Annotated in this window: 24 protein-coding genes; 4 read left to right on the plus strand and 20 right to left on the minus strand. The window is 57.6% G+C overall.

Annotated elements, in window-relative coordinates:
• The first annotated feature begins 14 nt into the window (after positions 1-14).
• Genes B9Z42_RS01390 through B9Z42_RS01400 form a run of 3 tightly spaced genes read left to right on the plus strand, consistent with a single transcriptional unit; the run spans position 15 to position 2,500 of the window.
• Positions 15-686 carry a site-2 protease family protein gene (locus B9Z42_RS01390; RefSeq protein ID WP_100131542.1) on the plus strand — a complete coding sequence of 224 codons (672 nt, stop codon included), beginning with the start codon at positions 15-17 and terminating at the stop codon, positions 684-686.
• A 3-nt stretch (positions 687-689) separates the two neighbouring features.
• A complete protein-coding gene (locus B9Z42_RS01395) occupies positions 690-1,886 on the plus strand; it encodes a tryptophan--tRNA ligase (RefSeq protein WP_100131543.1) in 1,197 nt (398 codons plus the stop codon).
• A gap of 23 nt (positions 1,887-1,909) precedes the next feature.
• Positions 1,910-2,500 carry a LuxR C-terminal-related transcriptional regulator gene (locus B9Z42_RS01400; protein ID WP_100131544.1) on the plus strand — a complete coding sequence of 197 codons (591 nt, stop codon included), beginning with the start codon at positions 1,910-1,912 and terminating at the stop codon, positions 2,498-2,500.
• A 155-nt stretch (positions 2,501-2,655) separates the two neighbouring features.
• Here B9Z42_RS01400 and ccmI read toward each other — a convergent pair whose 3' ends face one another.
• Genes ccmI through B9Z42_RS01450 form a run of 10 tightly spaced genes read right to left on the minus strand, consistent with a single transcriptional unit; the run spans position 2,656 to position 10,701 of the window.
• A complete protein-coding gene (gene ccmI, locus B9Z42_RS01405) occupies positions 2,656-3,936 on the minus strand; it encodes a c-type cytochrome biogenesis protein CcmI (RefSeq protein WP_158235883.1) in 1,281 nt (426 codons plus the stop codon).
• A gap of 13 nt (positions 3,937-3,949) precedes the next feature.
• On the minus strand, positions 3,950-4,420 hold the full coding sequence (locus B9Z42_RS01410) for a cytochrome c-type biogenesis protein (protein WP_233203477.1): 471 nt from the start codon (positions 4,418-4,420) through the stop codon (positions 3,950-3,952).
• Between the two features lie 47 nt (positions 4,421-4,467).
• Positions 4,468-5,046: a DsbE family thiol:disulfide interchange protein gene (locus B9Z42_RS01415; RefSeq protein ID WP_100131546.1), complete on the minus strand. Its 579-nt coding sequence runs from the start codon at positions 5,044-5,046 to the stop codon at positions 4,468-4,470.
• A 25-nt stretch (positions 5,047-5,071) separates the two neighbouring features.
• On the minus strand, positions 5,072-6,991 hold the full coding sequence (locus tag B9Z42_RS01420; protein WP_100131547.1) for a heme lyase CcmF/NrfE family subunit: 1,920 nt from the start codon (positions 6,989-6,991) through the stop codon (positions 5,072-5,074).
• A gap of 7 nt (positions 6,992-6,998) precedes the next feature.
• Positions 6,999-7,451: a cytochrome c maturation protein CcmE gene (gene ccmE, locus B9Z42_RS01425; RefSeq protein WP_100131548.1), complete on the minus strand. Its 453-nt coding sequence runs from the start codon at positions 7,449-7,451 to the stop codon at positions 6,999-7,001.
• Positions 7,451-7,642 (minus strand): heme exporter protein CcmD, encoded by a 192-nt coding sequence (gene ccmD, locus B9Z42_RS01430; protein ID WP_100131549.1) that lies wholly within the window; start codon positions 7,640-7,642, stop codon positions 7,451-7,453. The genes ccmE and ccmD overlap by 1 nt, the downstream gene beginning before the upstream one ends.
• On the minus strand, positions 7,639-8,412 hold the full coding sequence (gene ccmC / locus B9Z42_RS01435) for a heme ABC transporter permease CcmC (RefSeq protein WP_100131550.1): 774 nt from the start codon (positions 8,410-8,412) through the stop codon (positions 7,639-7,641). Before ccmC ends, ccmD begins: the two co-directional genes overlap by 4 nt.
• An 8-nt stretch (positions 8,413-8,420) precedes the next feature.
• The gene (gene ccmB / locus B9Z42_RS01440; protein WP_100131551.1) at positions 8,421-9,092 is read right to left on the minus strand and encodes a heme exporter protein CcmB; all 672 of its coding nucleotides are present in this window, start codon (positions 9,090-9,092) and stop codon (positions 8,421-8,423) included.
• Positions 9,089-9,775, minus strand: coding sequence for a cytochrome c biogenesis heme-transporting ATPase CcmA (ccmA, locus tag B9Z42_RS01445; RefSeq protein WP_100131552.1), 687 nt, complete (start codon positions 9,773-9,775; stop codon positions 9,089-9,091). The genes ccmB and ccmA overlap by 4 nt, the downstream gene beginning before the upstream one ends.
• Positions 9,775-10,701 carry a GNAT family N-acetyltransferase gene (locus B9Z42_RS01450; protein ID WP_100131553.1) on the minus strand — a complete coding sequence of 309 codons (927 nt, stop codon included), beginning with the start codon at positions 10,699-10,701 and terminating at the stop codon, positions 9,775-9,777. Before B9Z42_RS01450 ends, ccmA begins: the two co-directional genes overlap by 1 nt.
• 38 nt (positions 10,702-10,739) lie before the next feature.
• Here B9Z42_RS01450 and B9Z42_RS01455 point away from each other — a divergent pair, with 38 nt between their 5' ends.
• Positions 10,740-10,937 (plus strand): hypothetical protein, encoded by a 198-nt coding sequence (locus B9Z42_RS01455; protein WP_100131554.1) that lies wholly within the window; start codon positions 10,740-10,742, stop codon positions 10,935-10,937.
• Between the two features lie 35 nt (positions 10,938-10,972).
• Here the strand turns inward: B9Z42_RS01455 and B9Z42_RS01460 are convergent, their stop codons facing one another.
• From B9Z42_RS01460 to B9Z42_RS01505, 10 genes are all read right to left on the minus strand, one after another.
• Entirely contained in the window at positions 10,973-11,428 is a 456-nt protein-coding gene (locus B9Z42_RS01460; protein WP_100131555.1) for a hypothetical protein, read from the minus strand.
• A gap of 87 nt (positions 11,429-11,515) precedes the next feature.
• Complete coding sequence (locus B9Z42_RS01465; RefSeq protein ID WP_100131556.1) at positions 11,516-12,748, minus strand: voltage-gated chloride channel family protein; 1,233 nt, start codon at positions 12,746-12,748, stop codon at positions 11,516-11,518.
• Between the two features lie 13 nt (positions 12,749-12,761).
• Entirely contained in the window at positions 12,762-13,076 is a 315-nt protein-coding gene (locus B9Z42_RS01470) for a 2Fe-2S iron-sulfur cluster binding domain-containing protein (protein WP_100131557.1), read from the minus strand.
• Positions 13,073-14,113: an aromatic ring-hydroxylating dioxygenase subunit alpha gene (locus B9Z42_RS01475; protein WP_100131809.1), complete on the minus strand. Its 1,041-nt coding sequence runs from the start codon at positions 14,111-14,113 to the stop codon at positions 13,073-13,075. Before B9Z42_RS01475 ends, B9Z42_RS01470 begins: the two co-directional genes overlap by 4 nt.
• Before the next feature lie 20 nt (positions 14,114-14,133).
• Positions 14,134-14,871: an ABC transporter ATP-binding protein gene (locus tag B9Z42_RS01480; protein WP_100131558.1), complete on the minus strand. Its 738-nt coding sequence runs from the start codon at positions 14,869-14,871 to the stop codon at positions 14,134-14,136.
• Positions 14,864-15,664 carry an ABC transporter ATP-binding protein gene (locus B9Z42_RS01485; protein ID WP_100131559.1) on the minus strand — a complete coding sequence of 267 codons (801 nt, stop codon included), beginning with the start codon at positions 15,662-15,664 and terminating at the stop codon, positions 14,864-14,866. Before B9Z42_RS01485 ends, B9Z42_RS01480 begins: the two co-directional genes overlap by 8 nt.
• The gene (locus B9Z42_RS01490; RefSeq protein ID WP_100131560.1) at positions 15,661-16,635 is read right to left on the minus strand and encodes a branched-chain amino acid ABC transporter permease; all 975 of its coding nucleotides are present in this window, start codon (positions 16,633-16,635) and stop codon (positions 15,661-15,663) included. Before B9Z42_RS01490 ends, B9Z42_RS01485 begins: the two co-directional genes overlap by 4 nt.
• Positions 16,632-17,510, minus strand: a complete 879-nt coding sequence (locus B9Z42_RS01495; protein ID WP_100131561.1) for a branched-chain amino acid ABC transporter permease — start codon at positions 17,508-17,510, stop codon at positions 16,632-16,634. The genes B9Z42_RS01490 and B9Z42_RS01495 overlap by 4 nt, the downstream gene beginning before the upstream one ends.
• Positions 17,510-18,676, minus strand: coding sequence for an ABC transporter substrate-binding protein (locus tag B9Z42_RS01500; protein ID WP_100131562.1), 1,167 nt, complete (start codon positions 18,674-18,676; stop codon positions 17,510-17,512). The genes B9Z42_RS01495 and B9Z42_RS01500 overlap by 1 nt, the downstream gene beginning before the upstream one ends.
• 30 nt (positions 18,677-18,706) lie before the next feature.
• Positions 18,707-19,474, minus strand: coding sequence for a GntR family transcriptional regulator (locus B9Z42_RS01505; protein ID WP_100131810.1), 768 nt, complete (start codon positions 19,472-19,474; stop codon positions 18,707-18,709).
• Positions 19,475-19,557: the final 83 nt, after the last annotated feature.

Genomic DNA, 19,557 nt, shown 5'->3' on the forward strand with positions numbered 1-19,557 from the left:
GCGACAATTGTTGGGTGAATTTTCCTGACCTGATTCAAACCATTTTGATTTATGCCTTGCCCGTGGTGTTTGCCATCACGTTGCACGAGGCGGCGCATGGTTACGTGGCGCACCGCTTAGGTGACAACACCGCGTGGATGATGGGCCGTGTCACCCTCAACCCCTTGCCGCACATCGACCCCATGGGCACCTTGGTGATGCCTGTGGTTCTGTTTTTAGCCACGGGCGGTAACTTTTTGTTTGGCTATGCCCGCCCCGTGCCCGTGCGCTTTGGCAACTTGAACCACCCCAAACGCGACATGATTTGGGTCGCGTTGGCTGGCCCTGTGTCCAATTTATTGCAAGCGCTGATGTGGGGTGTAGTGATTTACGCCTTGGCAGGCGCAGGGGTGCAAGAGCGCTTCTTTTTAGAAGTCGCCAAAGCGGGCATCAAAGTCAATGCCGTCATGTTCGCCTTCAACCTGTTTCCTTTGCCCCCGCTCGATGGCGGGCGCATCTTGGTCGGCCTGCTGCCTTGGAAACAGGCCGTGTGGCTGTCCAAAGTAGAGCCTTGGGGCTTTTACATCGTCATGGCCTTGGTGGTGATGGGCTTCATCAACACCTTTTGGATGGCGCCCCTGATGGCGGTGACCTTTGAACTGTTGCGCTTGCTGCTCAGCCCCCTTGAATTTTTACTGAAGTCCTGACATATGAAAGAACGCGTTCTCTCCGGCATGCGCCCTACTGGCGCGCTGCACTTGGGCCATTACCACGGCGCTCTGAAAAACTGGGTACGCCTGCAGTCCGAGATGGATTGCTACTACTTTGTCGCTGACTGGCACGCCCTGACCACGCATTATGAAAGCCGCGAGGTGATCGAGAAAAACGTGTACGAGATGGTCATCGACTGGCTAGCCGTGGGCCTAGACCCCAACCAATGCACCATCTTTTTACAAAGCCGCTTGCCCGAGCATGCCGAGTTGTTCACCCTCTTGGCCATGGGCACACCGCTGGGCTGGTTGGAGCGCGTGCCCACCTACAAAGACCAGCAAGAAAAGCTCAAGGACAAAGACTTGTCCACTTACGGCTTTTTGGGCTACCCCCTGCTGCAAGCCGCCGACATTCTGATGTACAAGGCCAAGTACGTGCCGGTAGGTGAAGACCAGTCCAGCCACGTAGAGTTGACCCGCGAAGCCGCGCGCCGTTTCAACCACCTCTACGGCCGTGAAACCAACGCCGAAGCCAAAGTGCAGACCAGCTTGGCCAAACTGCCCAAAGACAGCGTCAAACGCTTCGAAAAAGCACGCAAAACTTACCAAGAAACGGGTGACGCCAAGGCCGCAGAAGGCGCTTTGGGCTATTTGGCAAGCGCCGTCGAACTCGACAGCCAAGACCGCGAGCGCTTAGAAGGCTATTTCAAAGGCACCGGCAAAGTCATCTTGCCCGAGCCACAAGCCTTGTTGACCGAAGCCAGTAAGTTACCAGGCTTGGACGGCGCCAAGATGAGCAAAAGCTACAACAACGCGATTGCCATCCGCGAAGACCGCGCCACGCTGGAGCACAAAGTCAAGCGCATGCCCACCGACCCCGCTCGCGTCAAACGCACCGACGTGGGCAACCCTGACAAATGCCCCGTGTGGCAATTTCACATGGTTTATTCGGACGAGAACCAGCGCCAATGGGTGACCCAAGGCTGCAAAACAGCGGGTATTGGTTGCTTAGAATGTAAGCAACCCATCATTGACGCCATGCTGCGCGAGCAACAGCCCATGCTGGAACGTGCCGAACCCTTCATCGCTAATCCTAAAATCGTTCGTGATATCGTCGACGCAGGTACAGAAAAAGCACGCATCACTGCGCGCGAGACCATGCGCGATGTACGCGACGCCATGGGGCTAAACTACTAAGATATTTGTTGGAGTAATAAAAAATGAGTTTGTACATCATCGATGACCATCCTTTGGTACGCCAAGCGATCGCCATGTTGCTGCGTCGCATGCGCCCTGCGGCCAAGGTCGTTGAACTAGAAAAATTCAGTGAACTGCAGGCAGCCATCATTAAGAATGGTGACCCAGAGTTGTTTGTGCTCGATTTGTTATTGCCTGGCGTCAAAGGCACAAGCGCCGTGCGCGAAGTCAAAACCATGTATGGCGAAGTTCCGCTGGTCGTGATCTCCTCCATGCCCGCTGGCGAAGCCGAAGAAACGTGCATCGAAGCCGGTGCCGATCTGTACCTCGAAAAATCAACACCTGCCCCCGAAATTTCGTCGGCTATTCAAGGTTTGTTTGCGGCTGAAGGCGGCGACGAAGAAACCGTGGTGGTGGGTGAAACCAAGTTGTCCAAGCGTCAAAAGCAACTCATCGTCATGCTTGACCGTGGGTTGAGCAACCGCGACATTGCCGCCGAACTCGACATCAGCGAGCACACGGTCAAGGTTCACCTGTGGCGGCTGTTCCGTCGTTTGGATGTGAAAAGCCGCACCCAAACCTTGCACTTTGCGCGTCAACACGGTCTGCTGTAAGGCCCTGTTCGTCAGGACTGAGGGAACTTACCTCAGGTCAAAAAAATCCCCGCTACGGCTTTCGCCTAGCGGGGATTTTTTATGGGCAGCGCGATCTAAACCTGGGGCTCAGATTCGATCCTGATCAGACCCGGGCCGCATGGCAGCGTGTGCCATCAAGGCTGTACGTCTTTGACGATCAAACTCAGGTTGCTGCTGCCGAGCTTGACGGGGCTCACACTGCCTGTCAGATCGCCCGGTTGCGGCACAGCTTGGCCGCTCTTGGACACACGCACCCGCACGGTCACCTCACCCATGCTGGAAAGCTTGGCGCTGGGGTTCATCGCCGTGCTGTCGTCCAACACAAAATCAAATGGCAATGCTGCGGCCGTGGTGCGCACAATCGCCACAGGCATGCGGGAGCCGCTGACCGCGGTGGCATACACAAACACGGTGTCTTGAGGCCCCACCTTGCCCACCCACTCAGGACCCAAACTCACGCGACCACGAATTTGAGCTTCAGGGGCAGCCTTCACAGCGGGACTGGAAACGCTTGGCGTGCTGGGCGAGAGTCCTAACTTAGAGCGAGCCTCCGAGATCGCACGTTCCAGTTCAGGTGCATCGGGCGAATCGGCGTTCACCCCCTCGCGGGCGCGCTCCCAAAAACTCAAAGCGTCCCCGTAGTTGGATTCGCTGTACGACGCACTGCCAGCCAAAAACAAACCATTGAGATGACGCGGGTCGGCCTTGAGCACGCGCCGAATGATGGCCCATGGCTCGCCGGCAAAGTCACCCCCGTTTTGCTGCGCCAGCGCTTCAGCCAGATCAATGGCCAAGTTGTCGTCTTGACTCAAGGCCAGCGCTTTGCGCAACGATTGGCTGGTGAGCGCGTATTGCCCCAGCGCGCGCTGAACGCGCGCCAGCATGACCCAGCCATCCACGTTGTTGGGTTCGTCTTCCAAACGACGCGACAAAGAAGCAGCCATGGTGGCGAGTTTTTCGGGTGTCACCTGTTCCTCATTGCCGAGGCCCTGCTTCAAGGCCAACGGGTCTAAGGCTTCTGGTTGGCCGATGAGGCTGTACATCGCCAACGACAGCACCGGCACCAAAACAATGATCGAAGTCAACAAGACCCAAGGTTGACGCGGCGCTGCCACGACCAACTTGCGATGCGGCTGCTCAAGCTCAGCGGGACCCAAGTCGTCGAGCAAACGTTGGCTCAACTCGTCGCGGGCGATTTGCAGTTCTTGGTCATTCAAATTGCCTAAGGCGTGCTCGCGCTCTAAATCGACCAACTGGTCACGGTACACAGCGGCGTTGGCGAGTGCGGGGTTGTCGCGGGCAGCATCACGCGCTTGGGCGGCTAGCGCACCGGCTTGTGCGCCACGCCACAGCGCCACACACAGCACCCCCAGCACGATGGCAATCAGGCCAACGGCCAAGACAATAAAGGTCAAAGCAGGGTTCACATCAAGCCTTCAAAATTTTCTGCGCACGGGCGCGATCTGCCTCACTCAAGGGCGCAGGCTGCACCTGCTGGCGACGCTGGCGTAAATAAACACCCATCAGCACAGCGGCCACCAACAGCAATACAAACGGGCCAAACCACAGCACCCAAGTCAAGGGTTTGACTTCGGGCCGATACAACACAAAGTCGCCGTAGCGGGCCACCAAAAAGTCTTTCACTTCTTGGTCGGTATTGCCTTGGCGAATCAAGTCGCGCACTTCGCGGCGCAAATCTTGGGCGAGTTCCGCATTCGATGCTGCCAAGGACTCGTTTTGGCACACCAAACAACGCAGTTCTTGGGAAATATCGACCAAGCGGGCTTCCAATTTGGGGTCATCGGCCATCGGTGCGGCTTCACGGACTTGACCCGTCGCTGGCACAGCCATTGGCATTTGAGGCGAAGCCACCTGAGCCGACACTGTGAAAGCACACATCGCAAGAACAGCCAAAACCCACCCACGCCTCAAAGAATAAACGTAGCTCATGATTTGTTCAGCACCTCGATCAAGGGCAAGATTTTGTCAGCCAACAGTTGCGGCGTGACCACGCCCACGCGCTTGTAGCGAATCACGCCTTGTTTGTCGATGATGTAAGTCTCAGGCACGCCGTAAACACCGTAGTTGATGCCCACACGACCGTCCAAATCCATCACAGAGGTGACGTAGGGGTTGCCATGACGCTTGAGCCAAACCACGCTGCGTTCACGCGCCAGTTGCAGCTTCACATCGTCAGAGGCTTTGGCGGCCGCGTCTTGGGGCTGGATTTCTTTGTAGCTCAGGCCCACAATGGGCAGGCTGTTTTTCTGCGCAAAAGCGACCAGCACTGGGTGCTCTTCACGACACGCCACACACCAAGTGGCCCACACGTTGAACATCCACACCTGACCCAGCATGTCTTTGGGCGAGAACGTGGCGTCCCCCGACAACGTGGGCAAGCTGAATTCAGGTGCGGGTTTGTTGACCAATGGGGAGGGGATTTCGCGGGGGTCTAATTTCAAACCGACCGCCAAAAACACCACCAAACCCAAGAACAATCCCAAAGGAATCAGAAATTTTTTCATAACAATACGATGTGAAATCTGCGACTTATTTGCGGTACCGACGGTCCACCGCCGCCAACACGCCGCCCAACACCATCAGCAACACCCCTGCCCATAGCCAGGGCACAAACGGCTTGAAGTACACGCGCACACTCCACTCGGTGCGGGCCTCGTTCAAAGGTTCACCCAAGGACACATACAAGTCGCGCATGAAGCCTGAATCAATGGCTGCCTCAGTCATGGGCATGGCCGACGAAAAGTAGCGGCGCTTTTCAGGTTGCAACACTTCCAACAACTGACCATCGCGCAACACTTCCACGTCAGCACGGGTGGCTTTGTAGTTCGGGCCCATGACGTCATCGAGCGACTTCAAACGGAAGGTGTAAGGCGCGATGGTGACCACGTCGTCCACATGCATGCGCACATCGCGTTCGACTTCGTAAGACTTCACGCCGGTCACGCCCACCACCAGCACAGCCATGCCAAAGTGCGCAATTTGCTGACCCCAGAACGACGCGCCAATGCGCCCTGGCTTGCGCAGTCGTTCAAGTACTTGTTGCATGGTGCCCAAGGCCACCCACGCGCCGAGGGACAAGCCCAAAGCGGATCCCCAAGACCATGTGCCCAGCAAGAAGGGTAAGCCAATGCCCAGCGACAAGGCACCCAAGGCGGTCCAGCGCAATTTGTGGGCGATCTCAGCCACCTTGGCATCACGCCAACGCGCCACCGAGCCCGGAATCATCAAAAAGATGGCCGGCACCAGCAGCGGTGCAAACACCGCGTTGAAATAAGGGGGTCCCACGGACAATTTACCCAGATTCAAGGCATCAATGATGAGCGGGTAAATCGTGCCCAACAACACGGCCCCTGTGGCCACCACCATCAACACGCTGTTGGCCAACAAAAACGACTCACGCGACACCAACTCCAAGCGGCCACCCAAGGTGACGCGCGGTGCACGCCAAGCAAACAGCGTGAGCGACGTGCCCACCACCACGGCTAAAAACAGCAACACAAACACACCCCGTTTGGGGTCGGTCGCAAAAGCATGCACTGAGGTCAACACACCCGAGCGAACCAAGAACGTGCCCAGCAAGGACAGCGAAAACGCCGCAATCGCCAATAACACCGTCCACGCTTTGAAGCTGCCGCGCTTTTCAGTGGCCATCAAAGAATGGATCAAGGCTGTGGACACGAGCCAAGGCATGAGCGAGGCGTTTTCAACCGGGTCCCAAAACCACCAACCGCCCCAGCCAAGTTCGTAATAGGCCCACCATGAGCCCAAACCAATGCCAAAGGTCAAAAAGGCCCAAGCAATCACCGTCCAAGGACGTGACCAGCGGGCCCAAGCGGCGTCCAAACGTCCGCTCAACAAAGCGGCTACCGCGAAGGCAAACGCCACCGACATGCCCACATAGCCCATGTAGAGCATGGGCGGGTGGATCACCAAACCAGGGTCTTGCAGCAAGGGGTTCAAGTCGCGCCCATCGGGTGCCGCAGGCAGCAAACGCTCAAAGGGGTTAGAGGTGGCCAAGATGAACAGCAAAAAGCCCACTGAAATCAGGCCCAACACGCCCAACACACGGGCCACCATGTCCAGTGGCAAGCTGCGCGAGAACAAGGCCACCGCCACCGACCACAGCGCGAGCATGAAGACCCACAGCAAGAGCGAGCCTTCATGACCGCCCCACACAGCCGCAAACTGATAGGGTTTGGGCAGCAGCGAATTGGAATGCTGAGAGACGTAAAGTACTGAAAAATCGTTGCTCAAAAATGACGTCGCCAGAGCGCCAAACGCAAAGGCCACCAGCGCAAATTGCAAGGCCGCCGCAGGGCGGGCCAAGGATTGCAAGGTGATTTGGGTTTGTGGGTTGGCGACCAAGGTGCCAGTGAGCGGCAAAATGCCCTGCCCCAAGGCCATCACCGTGGCCAACATCAATGCGAAATTACCTAGCTCTGGAATCATGGTGGGCTCACGGGTTGGTTTTGAGCGACTGGGCGGCTTTGGCAGCAGCCGCTTGGTCGAGGGCGTGCTTGGCCTCTGGAGGCATGTAATTTTCATCGTGCTTGGCCAGCACTTCGCTGGCCACAAATACACCGTCATCGCCCAGTTTGCCTTGTGACACCACGCCACGGCCTTCTTTGAACAAATCGGGTAACAGGCCCACAAACGTGACTGGCATTTCTTTTTCGGTGTCGGTGATGACAAAACGGACCGTGTTGCCCTCACGCACCAAGCTGCCTTCCTTCACCATGCCGCCCGCACGGAAAGTGCGGCCCTTGGGCGCCTCACCGTTGCTGACTTGTGTCGGGGTGAAGAAAAAAACCAAATTGCTTTGGAAGGCATTCAGCACAAAAAACGCTGCAGCGCAGAGCACCACAATGCCGCCCGCAATCCACGCCAAGCGTTTGGTTCTGGGTTTCATCACATCAACTCCTCAACAGGCAACTGGGCCACCGCTTGCTCATCACGCAATTGCGCCAACACGGCACGGCGCGCCGCGCCTGCTTGCCAAACTTCAAACGCCATCAGCAAGGCGGTCACGCCCACGCTGCCCCACACATAAACGGCATAGCCGCCCATGGCCCAAAACTGCGACCAACTTTCCCACCTCATGCTGCGGCTCCGGTTGTTGGCTTGACTTCGGACAAGGCCTGCACCCAAGCCGTGTGGCCCTCACGCTGCAAGATCAGCGTGCGCACGCGGTACAGCACCAAGGCCACGGTGTAAGCCCAAAACGCCAAGGCCATCAGCAGCATGCCCCACAACATGGTTTGGGCCATGCTGGGCGCTTGCGTGAGCGACACCGACGCACCTTGGTGCAAGGTGTTCCACCACTTCACCGAGAAGTAAATGATGGGCACGTTGATGGCACCCACAATGGCGATCAATGCGCCAGCACGGTCGCTACGACGGGTGTCATCAATGGCGGAGGTCAAGGCGATGTAGCCCAAATACAAGAAGAAAAGGATCAACTCCGAGGTGAGTCGGGCATCCCACACCCACCAAGCGCCCCACATGGGCTTGCCCCACAAGGCCCCTGTCCAGAGCGATAAAAAGGCGAACAAAGCGCCCGTGGGTGCCAAAGCGCGGGTCATCATGCCAGCCAAACGGGTGTTGAAGGTGAGCCCCAAGATGCTCCAAAACGCCATGGCCAAGTAAACGACCATCGACATCCAAGAAACAGGCACATGCACAAAGATGATGCGGTAGCCCTCGCCTTGCTGAAAGTCGGTAGGGGCCACAGCAAAGCCCAGCCACAAGCCCGCCAACCCCAACAACGACCCCAAGGCCGCGCACCAAGGCCAAAGCTTGGCAGCCAGGCCGTAAAAGTTTTGCGGTGCTGCGTAATAAAACCAGTTGATGCTGGTGCGGGAGGTCGTCATGTCAAAAATTATTCCAGCGCAATGCGCAAAGCTGCCGAGCACGCCCAAGGACTGAAAAACACGGCGGGTAACAACATGGCCATCAAAATCGAAAAATGCGCTTGTGAACCCAAGCCACTGGTTTGCGCCTCAACAGCCCCAGCCCCAAAGACCAACACGGGCACAAACAGAGGCAAAACCAGCAACGACAACAACACGCCACCACCGCGCACGCCCAAGGTCAAAGCGGCACCGATGCCACCCACCAACGACAAAATAGGCGTACCGATCAACAGCGCCACCGTCAAGGTGAACAAGGCGTCTGACGACAAATCAAATTGCAAGCCCAACACGGGTGCCAATAATACCAACGGCACCCCTGCCACCAGCCAATGGGCCAGCATTTTTGCCCCAACCAGTAAGGGCATTGAAGCAGGGGACAGAGCCATTTGCTCCAAGGTGCCGTCTCGGTAATCGGCTTCAAACAAGCGCTGCAGCGCCAGCATGCTTGACAACAAAGCGCCCACCCACAACACACCCGGCGCAACCAAGCGCAAGGTATTCAATTCAGGGCCAATGCCCAGTGGGAACAAAGCGGCCACCACCACAAAGAAAAACACGGCCGTCAACACCTCGCTCTTGCGGCGCAGGGCCAACAACAAGTCGCGGCGCAACACAGCTAAAAAGGCTTGGCGGTTCATGGCTGCACTTTCTGGGGAACGGATGGCGCCATCGGCTGCAATCGGTAATGCTGCACATCCAAAACGGAGCCATCCAAGCGCTGTAAAGTGACGGCCTGGTGGCTGGTGAAAAGGACCATGCCACCCTGTGCCACATGGTCGGCCAACACACGGCGCAAACCATCCACAGCCTTCGCATCGAGCGCCACAAAGGGCTCGTCCAACACCCACAACGGCGCTTGGCTGGCCAACAAACGGGCCAAAGCCGTCCGACGTTTTTGACCTTGCGACATCACACGCAACTGCAGGTGCTCACGCCCTCTCAAGCCCATGCGGGCCAAAGCCGTCAAGGCTTGTGCATGCGTCAAGGTGCGTCCCGCCACGGTGGCATCGGCCTGCAAATTTTCAAGCGCGCTGAGTTCTTCTTTGAGCGACAGGTTATGGCCCAAATAAAACAAGGCCGAACGAAAGGCGCTCGGGTCGGTTTGCACCAATTGACCCTGCCAAAACACCTCGCCCGAATCAGCTGGCGACAAACCACACACGATGCGCAACAGGCTGGTTTTACCCACGCCGTTGTCGCCTTCTAGATGTAAGGCTTGACCGGGTTTCACGGAGAAGCTGACGTTCTCAAACAACGGTTGATTGCCACGGCTACACGCCAAATTTTTCACCTCAAACATGGGGTTGTTGCGTGCGTCCATCAGATAAAGGTACCCGCGCAGGTCAACACCTGTCCACCTGTGCTCATCTTGAAGCGCGCAATACCGGCGCTGCGGGTGGTGTTGACGCCACCCAAATCAAGTCGGCGTACGCCGCGCTCGCGCAGGGCTTCGATGCCACGCCACAAAATCAAGTTGTGGGCATGCAAATCACGACCCGCGTCGCTGTTCCAGCCCACTTGGTAGGTGGCAGCTTCACCGTGGATCAAAAACATCATGCCGGCCACGCGATCACGGCCCACATCGGCACGCAGCGTCAAAATGGTTTGTGATGGCTGCTTACGCGATGGGACATACAAATCAAAAAATTGCAGGGGCAACCCGTGTAAACCGCGCTGCTCACGCTGCTGCATCTCAGCCTCTAGCAACCACCTGTATTGGCCCGCATTGGTGCCCACCCGATGCACCGTCAACTCAGACGCTTCAGCCCCACCCAAACGGTGACGCCAACGCTTGTCGAGTTGAGCCCGTAAATCGGCCATCGAGGGCGTGATGTCCAGCATGACCGTGCTGTGCCCCGTCATGACACGGCGCAGCCGAGACAAGCCCAGTTCGGGGCCTTGCGGCTCCTCAGGCGTGACGGCAACAAAGCGCAAATTTTTGAGGGGAATGCTGCGCTTCAAGGCTTTGTAAACAGACGCCTTGTCAGAGCCGGACAGGGGCTGTAACCACACGGGGCCCAAGGAACACAAGGCCACACAGGCCAGTTCACCTAAAAAACGTCGAAGGATGAATTGGGCCAAAGCCACGGGAGCGCCGTCTTGTTCCACGTAGGCACGCAGCACGCCCACGCCCATGGCTTTCATGCAAGCGCCATAGGCCCAGTCTTGCTGCAACGCGGCGGCAGCACGGGCGTGGTGTGCGTCCCACGTTGCAACGTCTAGCGTGTCCCAAGTGACCTTCATCATGCCCCTAAAATCCTCTGATCTTTGTGAACCACATTCCCATGCTCAACAAACTCCGACTGCGTCGAAAAAACGAAACCGTCATGGGCTACCGTTTGAAAGAACCGAGATTCACCGCCATGGCCGTCATTTGGTTGCTGGTCTATGGCGTTCTGCCGGTCGTGGCTGTTGGCAGTTTGCTGGACTTGTTGGTGCAGCAAATCACAGGTCAATGCATGGGTTTTTGGTGTTGGTTCTGATTTAAAAACAGTCCAATGATCGCACACACACCCTCTCAAGGCGTGAACGTGCAAGGCCCATCCACATGCACACGCGTGATTTTTCCGTAATAGCTCACATCATGAAAAGCGTGAAGCATGATGGGCTCGCGCTGCAAGCGGATTTCTGACTCCAAGCCCGTTTTACGGTGCTTTTTATAAGCGCCCATTTCTTTGGCGGTGGTGAGGTTTTTGCCATCGAACTCTTCGGTGGTCAAACTGGTGACTTGCACTTGGTACAGCTTAGGGCCATTGATTTTTAAAAACACGTTTTTGCCCAAGGACTGAATCTCGACCACCACTTTTGCTGCGTCTAATTTGCGGTCGTCTAAGGAAGGAATGGTGCCCTCCACGTCGCAAGGCATTTTGAACGTTTGCGCCCACGCAGAGCCGCTCAGCCCAGGGACCAAACAGACGTATGCCAAAACGCAAACCTTGGCGAGCCAACGGATCACACCAACAACTGGGTTCATAAACACCTCAACTTCAGTACACGTATTCTAGGAAGGACGACGCCGAAGCCTTCCGACCGCGCGCGTCACATGAAGGGCGGATGTGCTCTAAATTTTGGGCCACTTCACATGACCCGCACGCTGTGCGCGGTAAATACCTGAATGGCCAGAGCACCCATAACTGGTCGTGCAAGCGAGCGCCGCAAACACCCCCACTTCAACCCCAAACAACTCCATCGCCATCAGCGTCGACGCCAAAGGCGCGTTGGCCGCACCTGCAAACACGGCCACAAAACCCACCGCGGCCAACAACGCAAAAGGCGCTTGCAGCAGCGGAGCCAAGGCATTGCCCAAGGTGGCCCCGATATAGAACAAAGGCGTCACCTCACCGCCTTTGAAGCCCGTTCCTAATGACGCGATGGTGAAGGCCATCTTGCCCAAAAAGTCTGTCGCAGGCAGGGGCTGCGTGAAGGCATCCAGCATCACCGGAATGCCCAAACCGATGTACCGGTCTGCGCCAAAGGTCAGCACAGCACAGGCCACCACCGCACCGCCCAGCATGGGGCGCAATGGCGCGTAGGCCACCCGCTGTTTCATCCACGAACTGAGTGCATGGGTACTGGCAGCAAACGTGCGGCCTGCTAAACCAAAAACCACCCCTGCCAACACCATGGCCAGCAGCAGCCATGGCGTGATGTGGGGCACGGACCCCAACACGTAGGCGGTGTGCTGCACGCCCCACCACAAGCCCACTTGATCAGCCACCACGGCAGCGATGACACACGGCAACAAAGCTTCATAGCGGATTCGCCCCGTGGCTAATACTTCTAAGGCAAACACCGCGCCCGCTAAGGGCGTGCCAAACACCGAGGCAAAGCCTGCGCTGATGCCCGCCATCAACAACAAGCGGCGGTCTTCGTGTTTGAGTTTGAACAGGGGGGTGAGCTGGTCAGCCAAAGCGCCGCCCATTTGCACGGCCGTCCCTTCTCGCCCCACGGAGGCGCCAAACAGGTGCGAAATCACCGTGCCAGCCAACACCAAAGGTGCCATCCGCAGAGGCACTATTTTTTTCGGATCGTGAATCTCGTCAATCAGCAGGTTGTTACCCGCCTCCACCTGACGGCCCAGCTTGAGGTAGATCCAACCCACCGCAAAACCCGCGAATGGCAAGCCCCACAGCAGCCAGCGGTTGGCCTCGCGGGTGCTTGTCGCCCAGTCGAGCGCAAACAAAAACAGGGCAGACGCCGAGCCTGCCAACACCGCCACCACGATCACCAACAACGTCCACTTCAACCCGTTGGCCAACAGGGCTGCATTGACAAAAAGTGAACGTAAATTCATCAGCCGTTTTAGCTCAAAGATCGAGCCTGAGAACCGCCGTTTTACTGCGCGAACAACACGGCGTGAACTGGTCATTCGCATCTTGCTCTTCGCCACTCAAATACATGTCGCGATGATCTGGTACCCCGCCCAGCACACGCGTCAAACACGTGCCGCAGATGCCTTGGCCACACGACATGGGCACATCGTGCCCAGCGGCCTCCAAGACTTGCAAGGCCGTTTGATCAGCAGCCACTTCCAGGCGTTGGCCTGACTTCACCAGCTCCAAGGTGAACACCCCGTCGCTGCCCACGGGCGTGTCGATGCCCCCATTCATGTTGTCGCTCATGCTGTTGTTCCTGTGTTTTCTTTGGCTAAAAGGCGCTCAATCACGCGGCGCGATTGCACGCCGCCTGCATCGATGTTGAGCATCAGCAAATTGCGCTCGGGGTACTTGCTCAAGTTGCGTTGCTGAGATTCCAACATCTCCAAATCTTCAGAAAAAATCTTGCCTTGACCTTCGCGAATCTGCGCAGTCAAGGCAGCGTTTTCAGGCTGAAATTGACGGGCCATGCCCCAAAAATAAAGAATCGACGTTTCGGTTTCGGGGGTGATGAAGTCCACCACCACGCTCGACACTTTGTCGTCTTGAGGCGCGTCGTAACCGCCCTTGCCCGCATGCGCCACTCCCACTTCAATCATCACATGGCTGGGTGGCGTGAAGTGGCAAATCTGCCAGCGGTCCACAGGCACATCATCGGCCAAGTTGTTGCCGCGCAAAGCCATCTTCCAAAACGGCGGTGCTTCAATGTTTTCCATGAAGCGGCTGGTGATGACGTGGTCGCCCTCCACCTTGGTGGTGCACGGCACTTCGTCGATTTCTTTCTGGCCGATGCTGGTCGAGTGCACATAGGTTTCGTGCGTCAGGTCCATCAAGTTGTCCACCATCAACTGGTAGTTGCATTGGATGTGATACAGCCCGCCACCATAGGCCCACGCTGGGTTGTCGAAGAACTCAAACACAGGCATGGCAGCTTCGTCAGCCAACGCCACGTCGCCCGGCCACACCCAAATGAAACCGTAGCGCTCCACCACCGCAAAGCTGCGGATGGCCGGAAAGCCGCGCACACGCTGACCCGGCATGGCCACCGTTTTGCCATCACAACCCATTTCTAAGCCGTGGTAGCCACACACCAAGTTGCCATTGCACACCTTACCCAGCGACAAAGGTGCGCCACGGTGAGGGCAAAAATCTTCCAGCGCCGACACCTTACCGCCATCGCCTCGGTAGAACACCATGGACTCGCCGCAAATTTTGCGACCCAAGGGCTTGTCTTGCACATCGGCTGAGGTGGCAGCCACATACCAAGTGTTTTTCAAAAACATACGTGCTTCTTTCTCGCTGTTCAATCGACGCGGGCCACGCCCAAAAGCTGGTCCAGCCGTTCGGGTTGGTCCAACAAATCTTGTGCGCTGCCGCTGTGCACCACCGTGCCGTGGTCGAGCACCACGGCTTGGTGGCTGATTTTCAAAATCGCTTGCGGGTGCTGCTCAACGATGATGGCGCTCAAGCCCTCTTCGCGGGTGATGCGTGCAATCGCACGCAGCAGCTCTTCCACAATGATGGGCGCCAAACCTTCCAAAGGCTCGTCCAACAACAACAAACGCGGGTTGAGCACCAAGGCACGGCCCACCGCCAACATTTGCTGCTCACCGCCCGAGAGTTGGGTACCCAAGTTGTCTTGGCGCTCGGCAAGGCGGGGGAACATCTCGTACACACGCTCGGGCGTCCAAGCACGGTGGTTAACGTCGCGCGCACCACGCGCCACGGCCGTGAGATTTTCATGCACGGTGAGCGACTTGAAAATGTTGCGCTCTTGTGGCACCCAGCCAATGCCCGCTGCAGCGCGGTCGTGCGGGGCCATGCGATGCAGTGCAACACCACCCAATTGAATCGTGCCGCCGTGCTGCGTGGTCACGCCCACCAAGGTGTCCATCAGCGTGGTTTTACCGGTGCCGTTGCGGCCGAGCAAAGCCAAGGTTTCGCCCTCGTTCACGCTGAGTGAAATGTCGTGCAACACCACAGCTTCGCCATAGCCTGCGCTCAAGCCGTCGATGCGCAAAAGTTCGGTGGCCTTAGTCATGGCTGGTCCCCAAGTACACGGCTTTGACTTGCGGGTCATGCGCAATCTCTTGCGGCGTGCCCTCGGTCAACACCGCGCCGTTGACCAGCACCGTGATGCAGTCGGCAAAGTTAAACACCAAGTCCATGTCGTGCTCAATCAACACAATGGACACATCGCTGGGCAACGCCGCCACGGTTTGCAGCAACTCGTCGCGTTCGCCGGCGGGCACACCCGCCGCAGGCTCGTCGAGCAACAACACGCGTGGCTCGCAGGCCAAAGCAACCGCCATTTCTAACAAGCGACGCTTGCCGTAGGCCATGTGCTCGGTGCGCTGATGCATCACATCGGTGAGGTGAAACTGCTCTAGCAATTGTTCAGCCCGCTCGGTGATGGCCGCGCTGTGGCCCAACGGTTGCCACCAACGGGCACCCTCACCGCGGTGCTGCGTGACCACCATGGCCAGCGTCTCCAAAGGCGTGAGCGAGTTGAAAAGCTGGTTGATTTGAAACGTACGCACCATGCCGCGTGCCACACGCTGATGCGGAGGCAAACTGGAAATGTCTTCGCCCTGCAACACAATGCGGCCTTCGGTCGCGGGCAGCACGCCGGTCATCAAGTTGATGAGCGTGGTTTTGCCTGCGCCGTTGGGACCAATCAAGGCGTGGCGTGCGCCGCGTGCGATGTTGAGGTTGACGTGGTCGGTGGCGGTGATGCCGCCGAAACGCTTGACCAGCCCTTGCGTTTGCAAGGCGTAACCATGGAGGTTGGCGCTGTCACTGTCAATGGGTTTGATCGATGGCACCGCACTCATGGCTTCCCCTCTTTGCGTGGCGCAGAAAACCAAGTCCAGGGGCGAATCAACCGTTCACGCCCGACCAACACCAACACCACCAAAAACAACCCCATCCAAAACGTCCAGTACTGCGGGGTGATGCTGGCAATCACGTCGTACATCAGCTTGAAGGCCACAGCCCCAGCGATGCCGCCATACAACCAACCCACACCACCAATGGCCAACATCAACATGAGATCGGCAGAACGCTCCAGCGCAAACACATCCAGCGACGCAAAGCCTGTGGTCTGTGCCATCAAAGCGCCCGCCGCACCGGCAATGCCAGCGGCCACGGTGTAGACCACCGCCAATCGCGTGGTGACCGGAATGCCAATGGCCATGGCGCGCAAACGGTTGTCACGAACAGCTTTGAGCGTGGCGCCCAAAGGGGCGTGCACCAAGCGTCGCGCCAGCACAAACAGCAGCAGCAGCACCGACAAGGAATACCAAGCCGAAGCTTGCCCCATCAGGTCAAACTCAAACCGGCCCAGCAGCGGCCCCATCATGACGCCTTGCAAACCATCGGCCCCGCCCGTCAAATCGCTGAACTTATTCGCTAACTCCAGCAAGATCAGCGCGGTGCCCAAGGTCACCATCAAGCGCGTCAAATCGCTGCCACGCATGATGGTTAGGGAACACAACGCGCCCAGCAACGTAGCAGCCGCCATGCCCACCATCAAGCCCAACACGGGGTCGGGGTGGATGTGCTTGGCAAACAAGGCCGCCGAGTAAGCACCAAAGCCCAAAAACGCCGCATGCCCCAACGACACAATGCCGGTGTAGCCCAGCACCAAGTCCAGCGACACCGCAAACAAAGCCACGATGGCAATCTCGTTGATGATGAGCGAATGCTGCGCCAGCACCCAGGGCGAGGCAAACGCCAGCGCCCAAAACACCAGCTCCAAAGGCTGCCAACGCGCCGCGCGCAACAAAGACGTGCGGGCGTTCATGACTTGCCTCCTTGGCGCACGAAGAGGCCTTGTGGACGCCAAATCAAAATCGCAATCATCAACGCGTACACAATGAACGCGCCCAATTTAGGGATGTAGTACTTGCCCGCCACATCGGCAATGCCCAGCAGCAACGCGGCCAGCAAAGGCCCCGTGATGGAGGTGGTGCCGCCCACGGCCACCACAATCAAAAAGTACACCATGAATTTCAAAGGAAAGGTGGGGTCCAAGCCCAGCACCTCAGCGCCCAAGGCACCGCCCAAACCGGCCAAGCCAGAGCCCACGGCAAACGTGGTCGCAAACACCACGTTCACGTTGATGCCCAAGCCCGAGGCGGCGCGCGCATCGTCCACACTGGCGCGCAAGCGGCTGCCAAAACGCGTGGCCGACAACACATATTGCAACGCCACCGTCAACGCCGCGCAGACGGCAATGATGAACAAACGGTAGTGGCCCATGCCCAACACAAACGGCGTGTCGGCAAACAACTCGGTGCGGCCACGCAGCCAATCGGGCAGCTGCATGATTTGCTGCTGCGAGCCCATCAGATAGTCGGCCGAAGCCACGGCCATAAAGGCCAAGCCAATCGAGAACAGCACTTGGTCCAAGTGCGGTTTTTTATACAGAGGCCGGTACAGCGTGCGCTCCAGCACCACGCCTACCGCCGCCGAGGCCAAAAAGGCCAAAGGCAAACACACCAAAAACGGCACGCCGTGACGCTGCATCAGCGCCACGGTGACGTAGCCGCCCAGCATGGCAAACGCGCCATGCGCGAGGTTGATGAAGTTCATCAACCCCATGGTCACGCACAAGCCCACTGCCAGAATAAACAGCAGCATGCCGTACGCAACCCCGTCGAACAACAGCGTGAGCATTACTTGTTTTTACCTGGGTCTTTGACGTCAGTGATGGTGCTGAACTCTTGGTTGAAGAGTTGACCGCCCACCTTCTCGACCTTGCGGATGTAGATGTTGTGCACCACATCACGCGTTTGCGCGTCGATGAACATGGGACCGCGAGGGCTCTCAAACAACTGGCCTTTCATGGCGTTGAGCAAGGCCTCGCCGCTGCCACCCTTGGTGGTCTTGGCCGCTTCGTAAATCACGCGCATGCCGTCATAGCCGCCCACGGCCATGAAGTTGGGGCGCAAGCCCGCATTGGCTTTTTCAAACGCAGCAACAAACTTCTTGTTCAACGGTGAGTTGTGCGACGCCGAGTAATGGTGCGAGGTGACCACGCCATTGGCCACATCGCCCATGCTGTTCAAGATGTCGTCGTCGGTGATGTCGCCCGTTCCAATCAGCTTGATGCCAGCTTTGTCCATGCCGCGCTCAGCGAACTGCTTCATCAACGCTGCGCCTGCGCCCGAGGGCACAAAAACAAACAAAGCGTCTGGCTTTAAATCACGCACTTTTTGCAAGAACGGAGCGAAGTCGGGGTTGCGCATGGGCACGCGCAAGGTGTCTGTCACTTCGCCGCCATTGAAGAGCATGCGGTCTTTGAAAAACTTTTCAGCGTCAATGCCAGGGCCGTAGTCGGACACCAGGGTCACCACTTTTTTGATGCCGTTGTTAGGGGCCCAATCGGCCATGGCCACTGCGGCCTGCGGCAGCGTGAAGCTGGTACGCACGACGAAGGGCGAGGCTTGCGTGATGCTGGAGGTGGCAGCGGCCATCACCACCATCGGCGTTTTAGATTGCGTGGCGAGCGGCGCTGTGGCCAAGGCCAAAGGTGTCAAGCCGAAACCAGCCAACACGTTGACCTTCTCATTCACCACCAATTCTTGGGCAATACGCTTGGTCACGTCGGGCGCGCTGGTGTCGTCTTTGACGATCAGCTCCACTTTTTTGCCACCTACGGTGTCGCCGTTTTGCGCCATGTAGAGGCGGGCAGCGGCTTCAATTTGTTTGCCGGTCGAGGCAAACGGGCCGGTCATGGGCAAGATCAAACCGATCTTGAATTTCTCTTGGGCCAAGGCGGTGCCCGCATGAGCGGCCAACAAACCAAGCGCCACAGCGCTGAGGAAAAAACGTTTTTGCATCAGGGTCTCCTTTGAATGAATCGAAAAAAATCAATTGGGGCGAATCAAGCGCATGCCCACAGGGTTGGTGGGGGTCTCGGGGCTGCGCACCGCATCACGCAAGTTACGCTGCGCCAAACGCGAGTGTTCGCGCATGATGGCTTCAGCACGCGCACCTTCGCGTCGCTCCACCGCATCCAGCACTTGGCGATGCTGGTCCTGCGCGACCACCAACATGTCACGGGCTTGCGGCGAGTTAGCTTGCGCCACCACAAACCCAGACGGCGAAGCGAAAGGCAAACTGCCCACACGCTCTAACTCACGTTGCAGCATGGCTGAACCCGACAGCTGGCCCAACAAGCCGTGAAAATGCGCATTCAAACGCACATAACTAGAAAACGCCTCGTCATTGAGCGTCAGCGCTTGCAACAACTGGTCAATGCCTGCCAAACACTGCTTGGCCTGCTCTAGAACCGCAGCAACCACGCCGCGCTCTGCGGCCACGCGGGCGGCCAAACCTTCGAGCGTGCCGCGCAACTCAATGGCATCAGCCACGTCGGATTCAGAAAACGTGCGCACCGCAAAACCACCGCTGGGCCAAGGCTGCAACAAGCCCTCTTGTTCTAAGCGAATCAACGCCGCACGAATGGGCGTGCGAGACACCCCCAAACGCTCCACCACGGCCAGCTCAGTCAGGCGCGCGCCGGCTTGCAACTCACCCGAAAAAATCATTTCTCGCAGTTTAAGTTGCACTTTTACAGTTTGCGAACTGCCCTCTTCCGGGACATCGGTTTTGATATCGGACATTGATGGGGCCATGCTCATGGGCAAAATTGTATACATTGATCCTTAATGAAACACAATCAAAGGCTAATTTCAGGATTTTTATCAATTTCTTGTAT

The sequence above is a fragment of the Limnohabitans sp. B9-3 genome (assembly GCF_002778325.1).
GTDB classification, from domain to species: Bacteria; Pseudomonadota; Gammaproteobacteria; order Burkholderiales; family Burkholderiaceae_C; genus Limnohabitans; species Limnohabitans kasalickyi.

Excerpts from the sequence above, each read along its gene's own strand:
- ccmA (WP_100131552.1), bottom strand. The coding sequence starts at position 9,775 with ATGGACGCACGCAACAACCCCATGTTTGAGGTGAAAAATTTGGCGTGT.
- ccmD (WP_100131549.1), bottom strand. The coding sequence starts at position 7,642 with ATGAGGTGGGAAAGTTGGTCGCAGTTTTGGGCCATGGGCGGCTATGCC.
- B9Z42_RS01415 (WP_100131546.1), bottom strand. The coding sequence starts at position 5,046 with ATGAAAAAATTTCTGATTCCTTTGGGATTGTTCTTGGGTTTGGTGGTG.
- ccmB (WP_100131551.1), bottom strand. The coding sequence starts at position 9,092 with ATGAACCGCCAAGCCTTTTTAGCTGTGTTGCGCCGCGACTTGTTGTTG.
- B9Z42_RS01490 (WP_100131560.1), bottom strand. The coding sequence starts at position 16,635 with ATGAACGCCCGCACGTCTTTGTTGCGCGCGGCGCGTTGGCAGCCTTTG.
- B9Z42_RS01485 (WP_100131559.1), bottom strand. The coding sequence starts at position 15,664 with ATGAGTGCGGTGCCATCGATCAAACCCATTGACAGTGACAGCGCCAAC.
- B9Z42_RS01400 (WP_100131544.1), top strand. The coding sequence starts at position 1,910 with ATGAGTTTGTACATCATCGATGACCATCCTTTGGTACGCCAAGCGATC.
- B9Z42_RS01500 (WP_100131562.1), bottom strand. The coding sequence starts at position 18,676 with ATGCAAAAACGTTTTTTCCTCAGCGCTGTGGCGCTTGGTTTGTTGGCC.
- B9Z42_RS01455 (WP_100131554.1), top strand. The coding sequence starts at position 10,740 with ATGCTCAACAAACTCCGACTGCGTCGAAAAAACGAAACCGTCATGGGC.
- B9Z42_RS01495 (WP_100131561.1), bottom strand. The coding sequence starts at position 17,510 with ATGCTCACGCTGTTGTTCGACGGGGTTGCGTACGGCATGCTGCTGTTT.
- B9Z42_RS01410 (WP_233203477.1), bottom strand. The coding sequence starts at position 4,420 with ATGTGTGCTTTCACAGTGTCGGCTCAGGTGGCTTCGCCTCAAATGCCA.
- B9Z42_RS01395 (WP_100131543.1), top strand. The coding sequence starts at position 690 with ATGAAAGAACGCGTTCTCTCCGGCATGCGCCCTACTGGCGCGCTGCAC.
- ccmC (WP_100131550.1), bottom strand. The coding sequence starts at position 8,412 with ATGACGACCTCCCGCACCAGCATCAACTGGTTTTATTACGCAGCACCG.
- B9Z42_RS01470 (WP_100131557.1), bottom strand. The coding sequence starts at position 13,076 with ATGAGCGACAACATGAATGGGGGCATCGACACGCCCGTGGGCAGCGAC.
- B9Z42_RS01475 (WP_100131809.1), bottom strand. The coding sequence starts at position 14,113 with ATGTTTTTGAAAAACACTTGGTATGTGGCTGCCACCTCAGCCGATGTG.
- B9Z42_RS01450 (WP_100131553.1), bottom strand. The coding sequence starts at position 10,701 with ATGATGAAGGTCACTTGGGACACGCTAGACGTTGCAACGTGGGACGCA.
- B9Z42_RS01465 (WP_100131556.1), bottom strand. The coding sequence starts at position 12,748 with ATGAATTTACGTTCACTTTTTGTCAATGCAGCCCTGTTGGCCAACGGG.
- ccmE (WP_100131548.1), bottom strand. The coding sequence starts at position 7,451 with ATGAAACCCAGAACCAAACGCTTGGCGTGGATTGCGGGCGGCATTGTG.
- B9Z42_RS01420 (WP_100131547.1), bottom strand. The coding sequence starts at position 6,991 with ATGATTCCAGAGCTAGGTAATTTCGCATTGATGTTGGCCACGGTGATG.
- B9Z42_RS01505 (WP_100131810.1), bottom strand. The coding sequence starts at position 19,474 with ATGGCCCCATCAATGTCCGATATCAAAACCGATGTCCCGGAAGAGGGC.
- B9Z42_RS01460 (WP_100131555.1), bottom strand. The coding sequence starts at position 11,428 with ATGAACCCAGTTGTTGGTGTGATCCGTTGGCTCGCCAAGGTTTGCGTT.
- B9Z42_RS01480 (WP_100131558.1), bottom strand. The coding sequence starts at position 14,871 with ATGACTAAGGCCACCGAACTTTTGCGCATCGACGGCTTGAGCGCAGGC.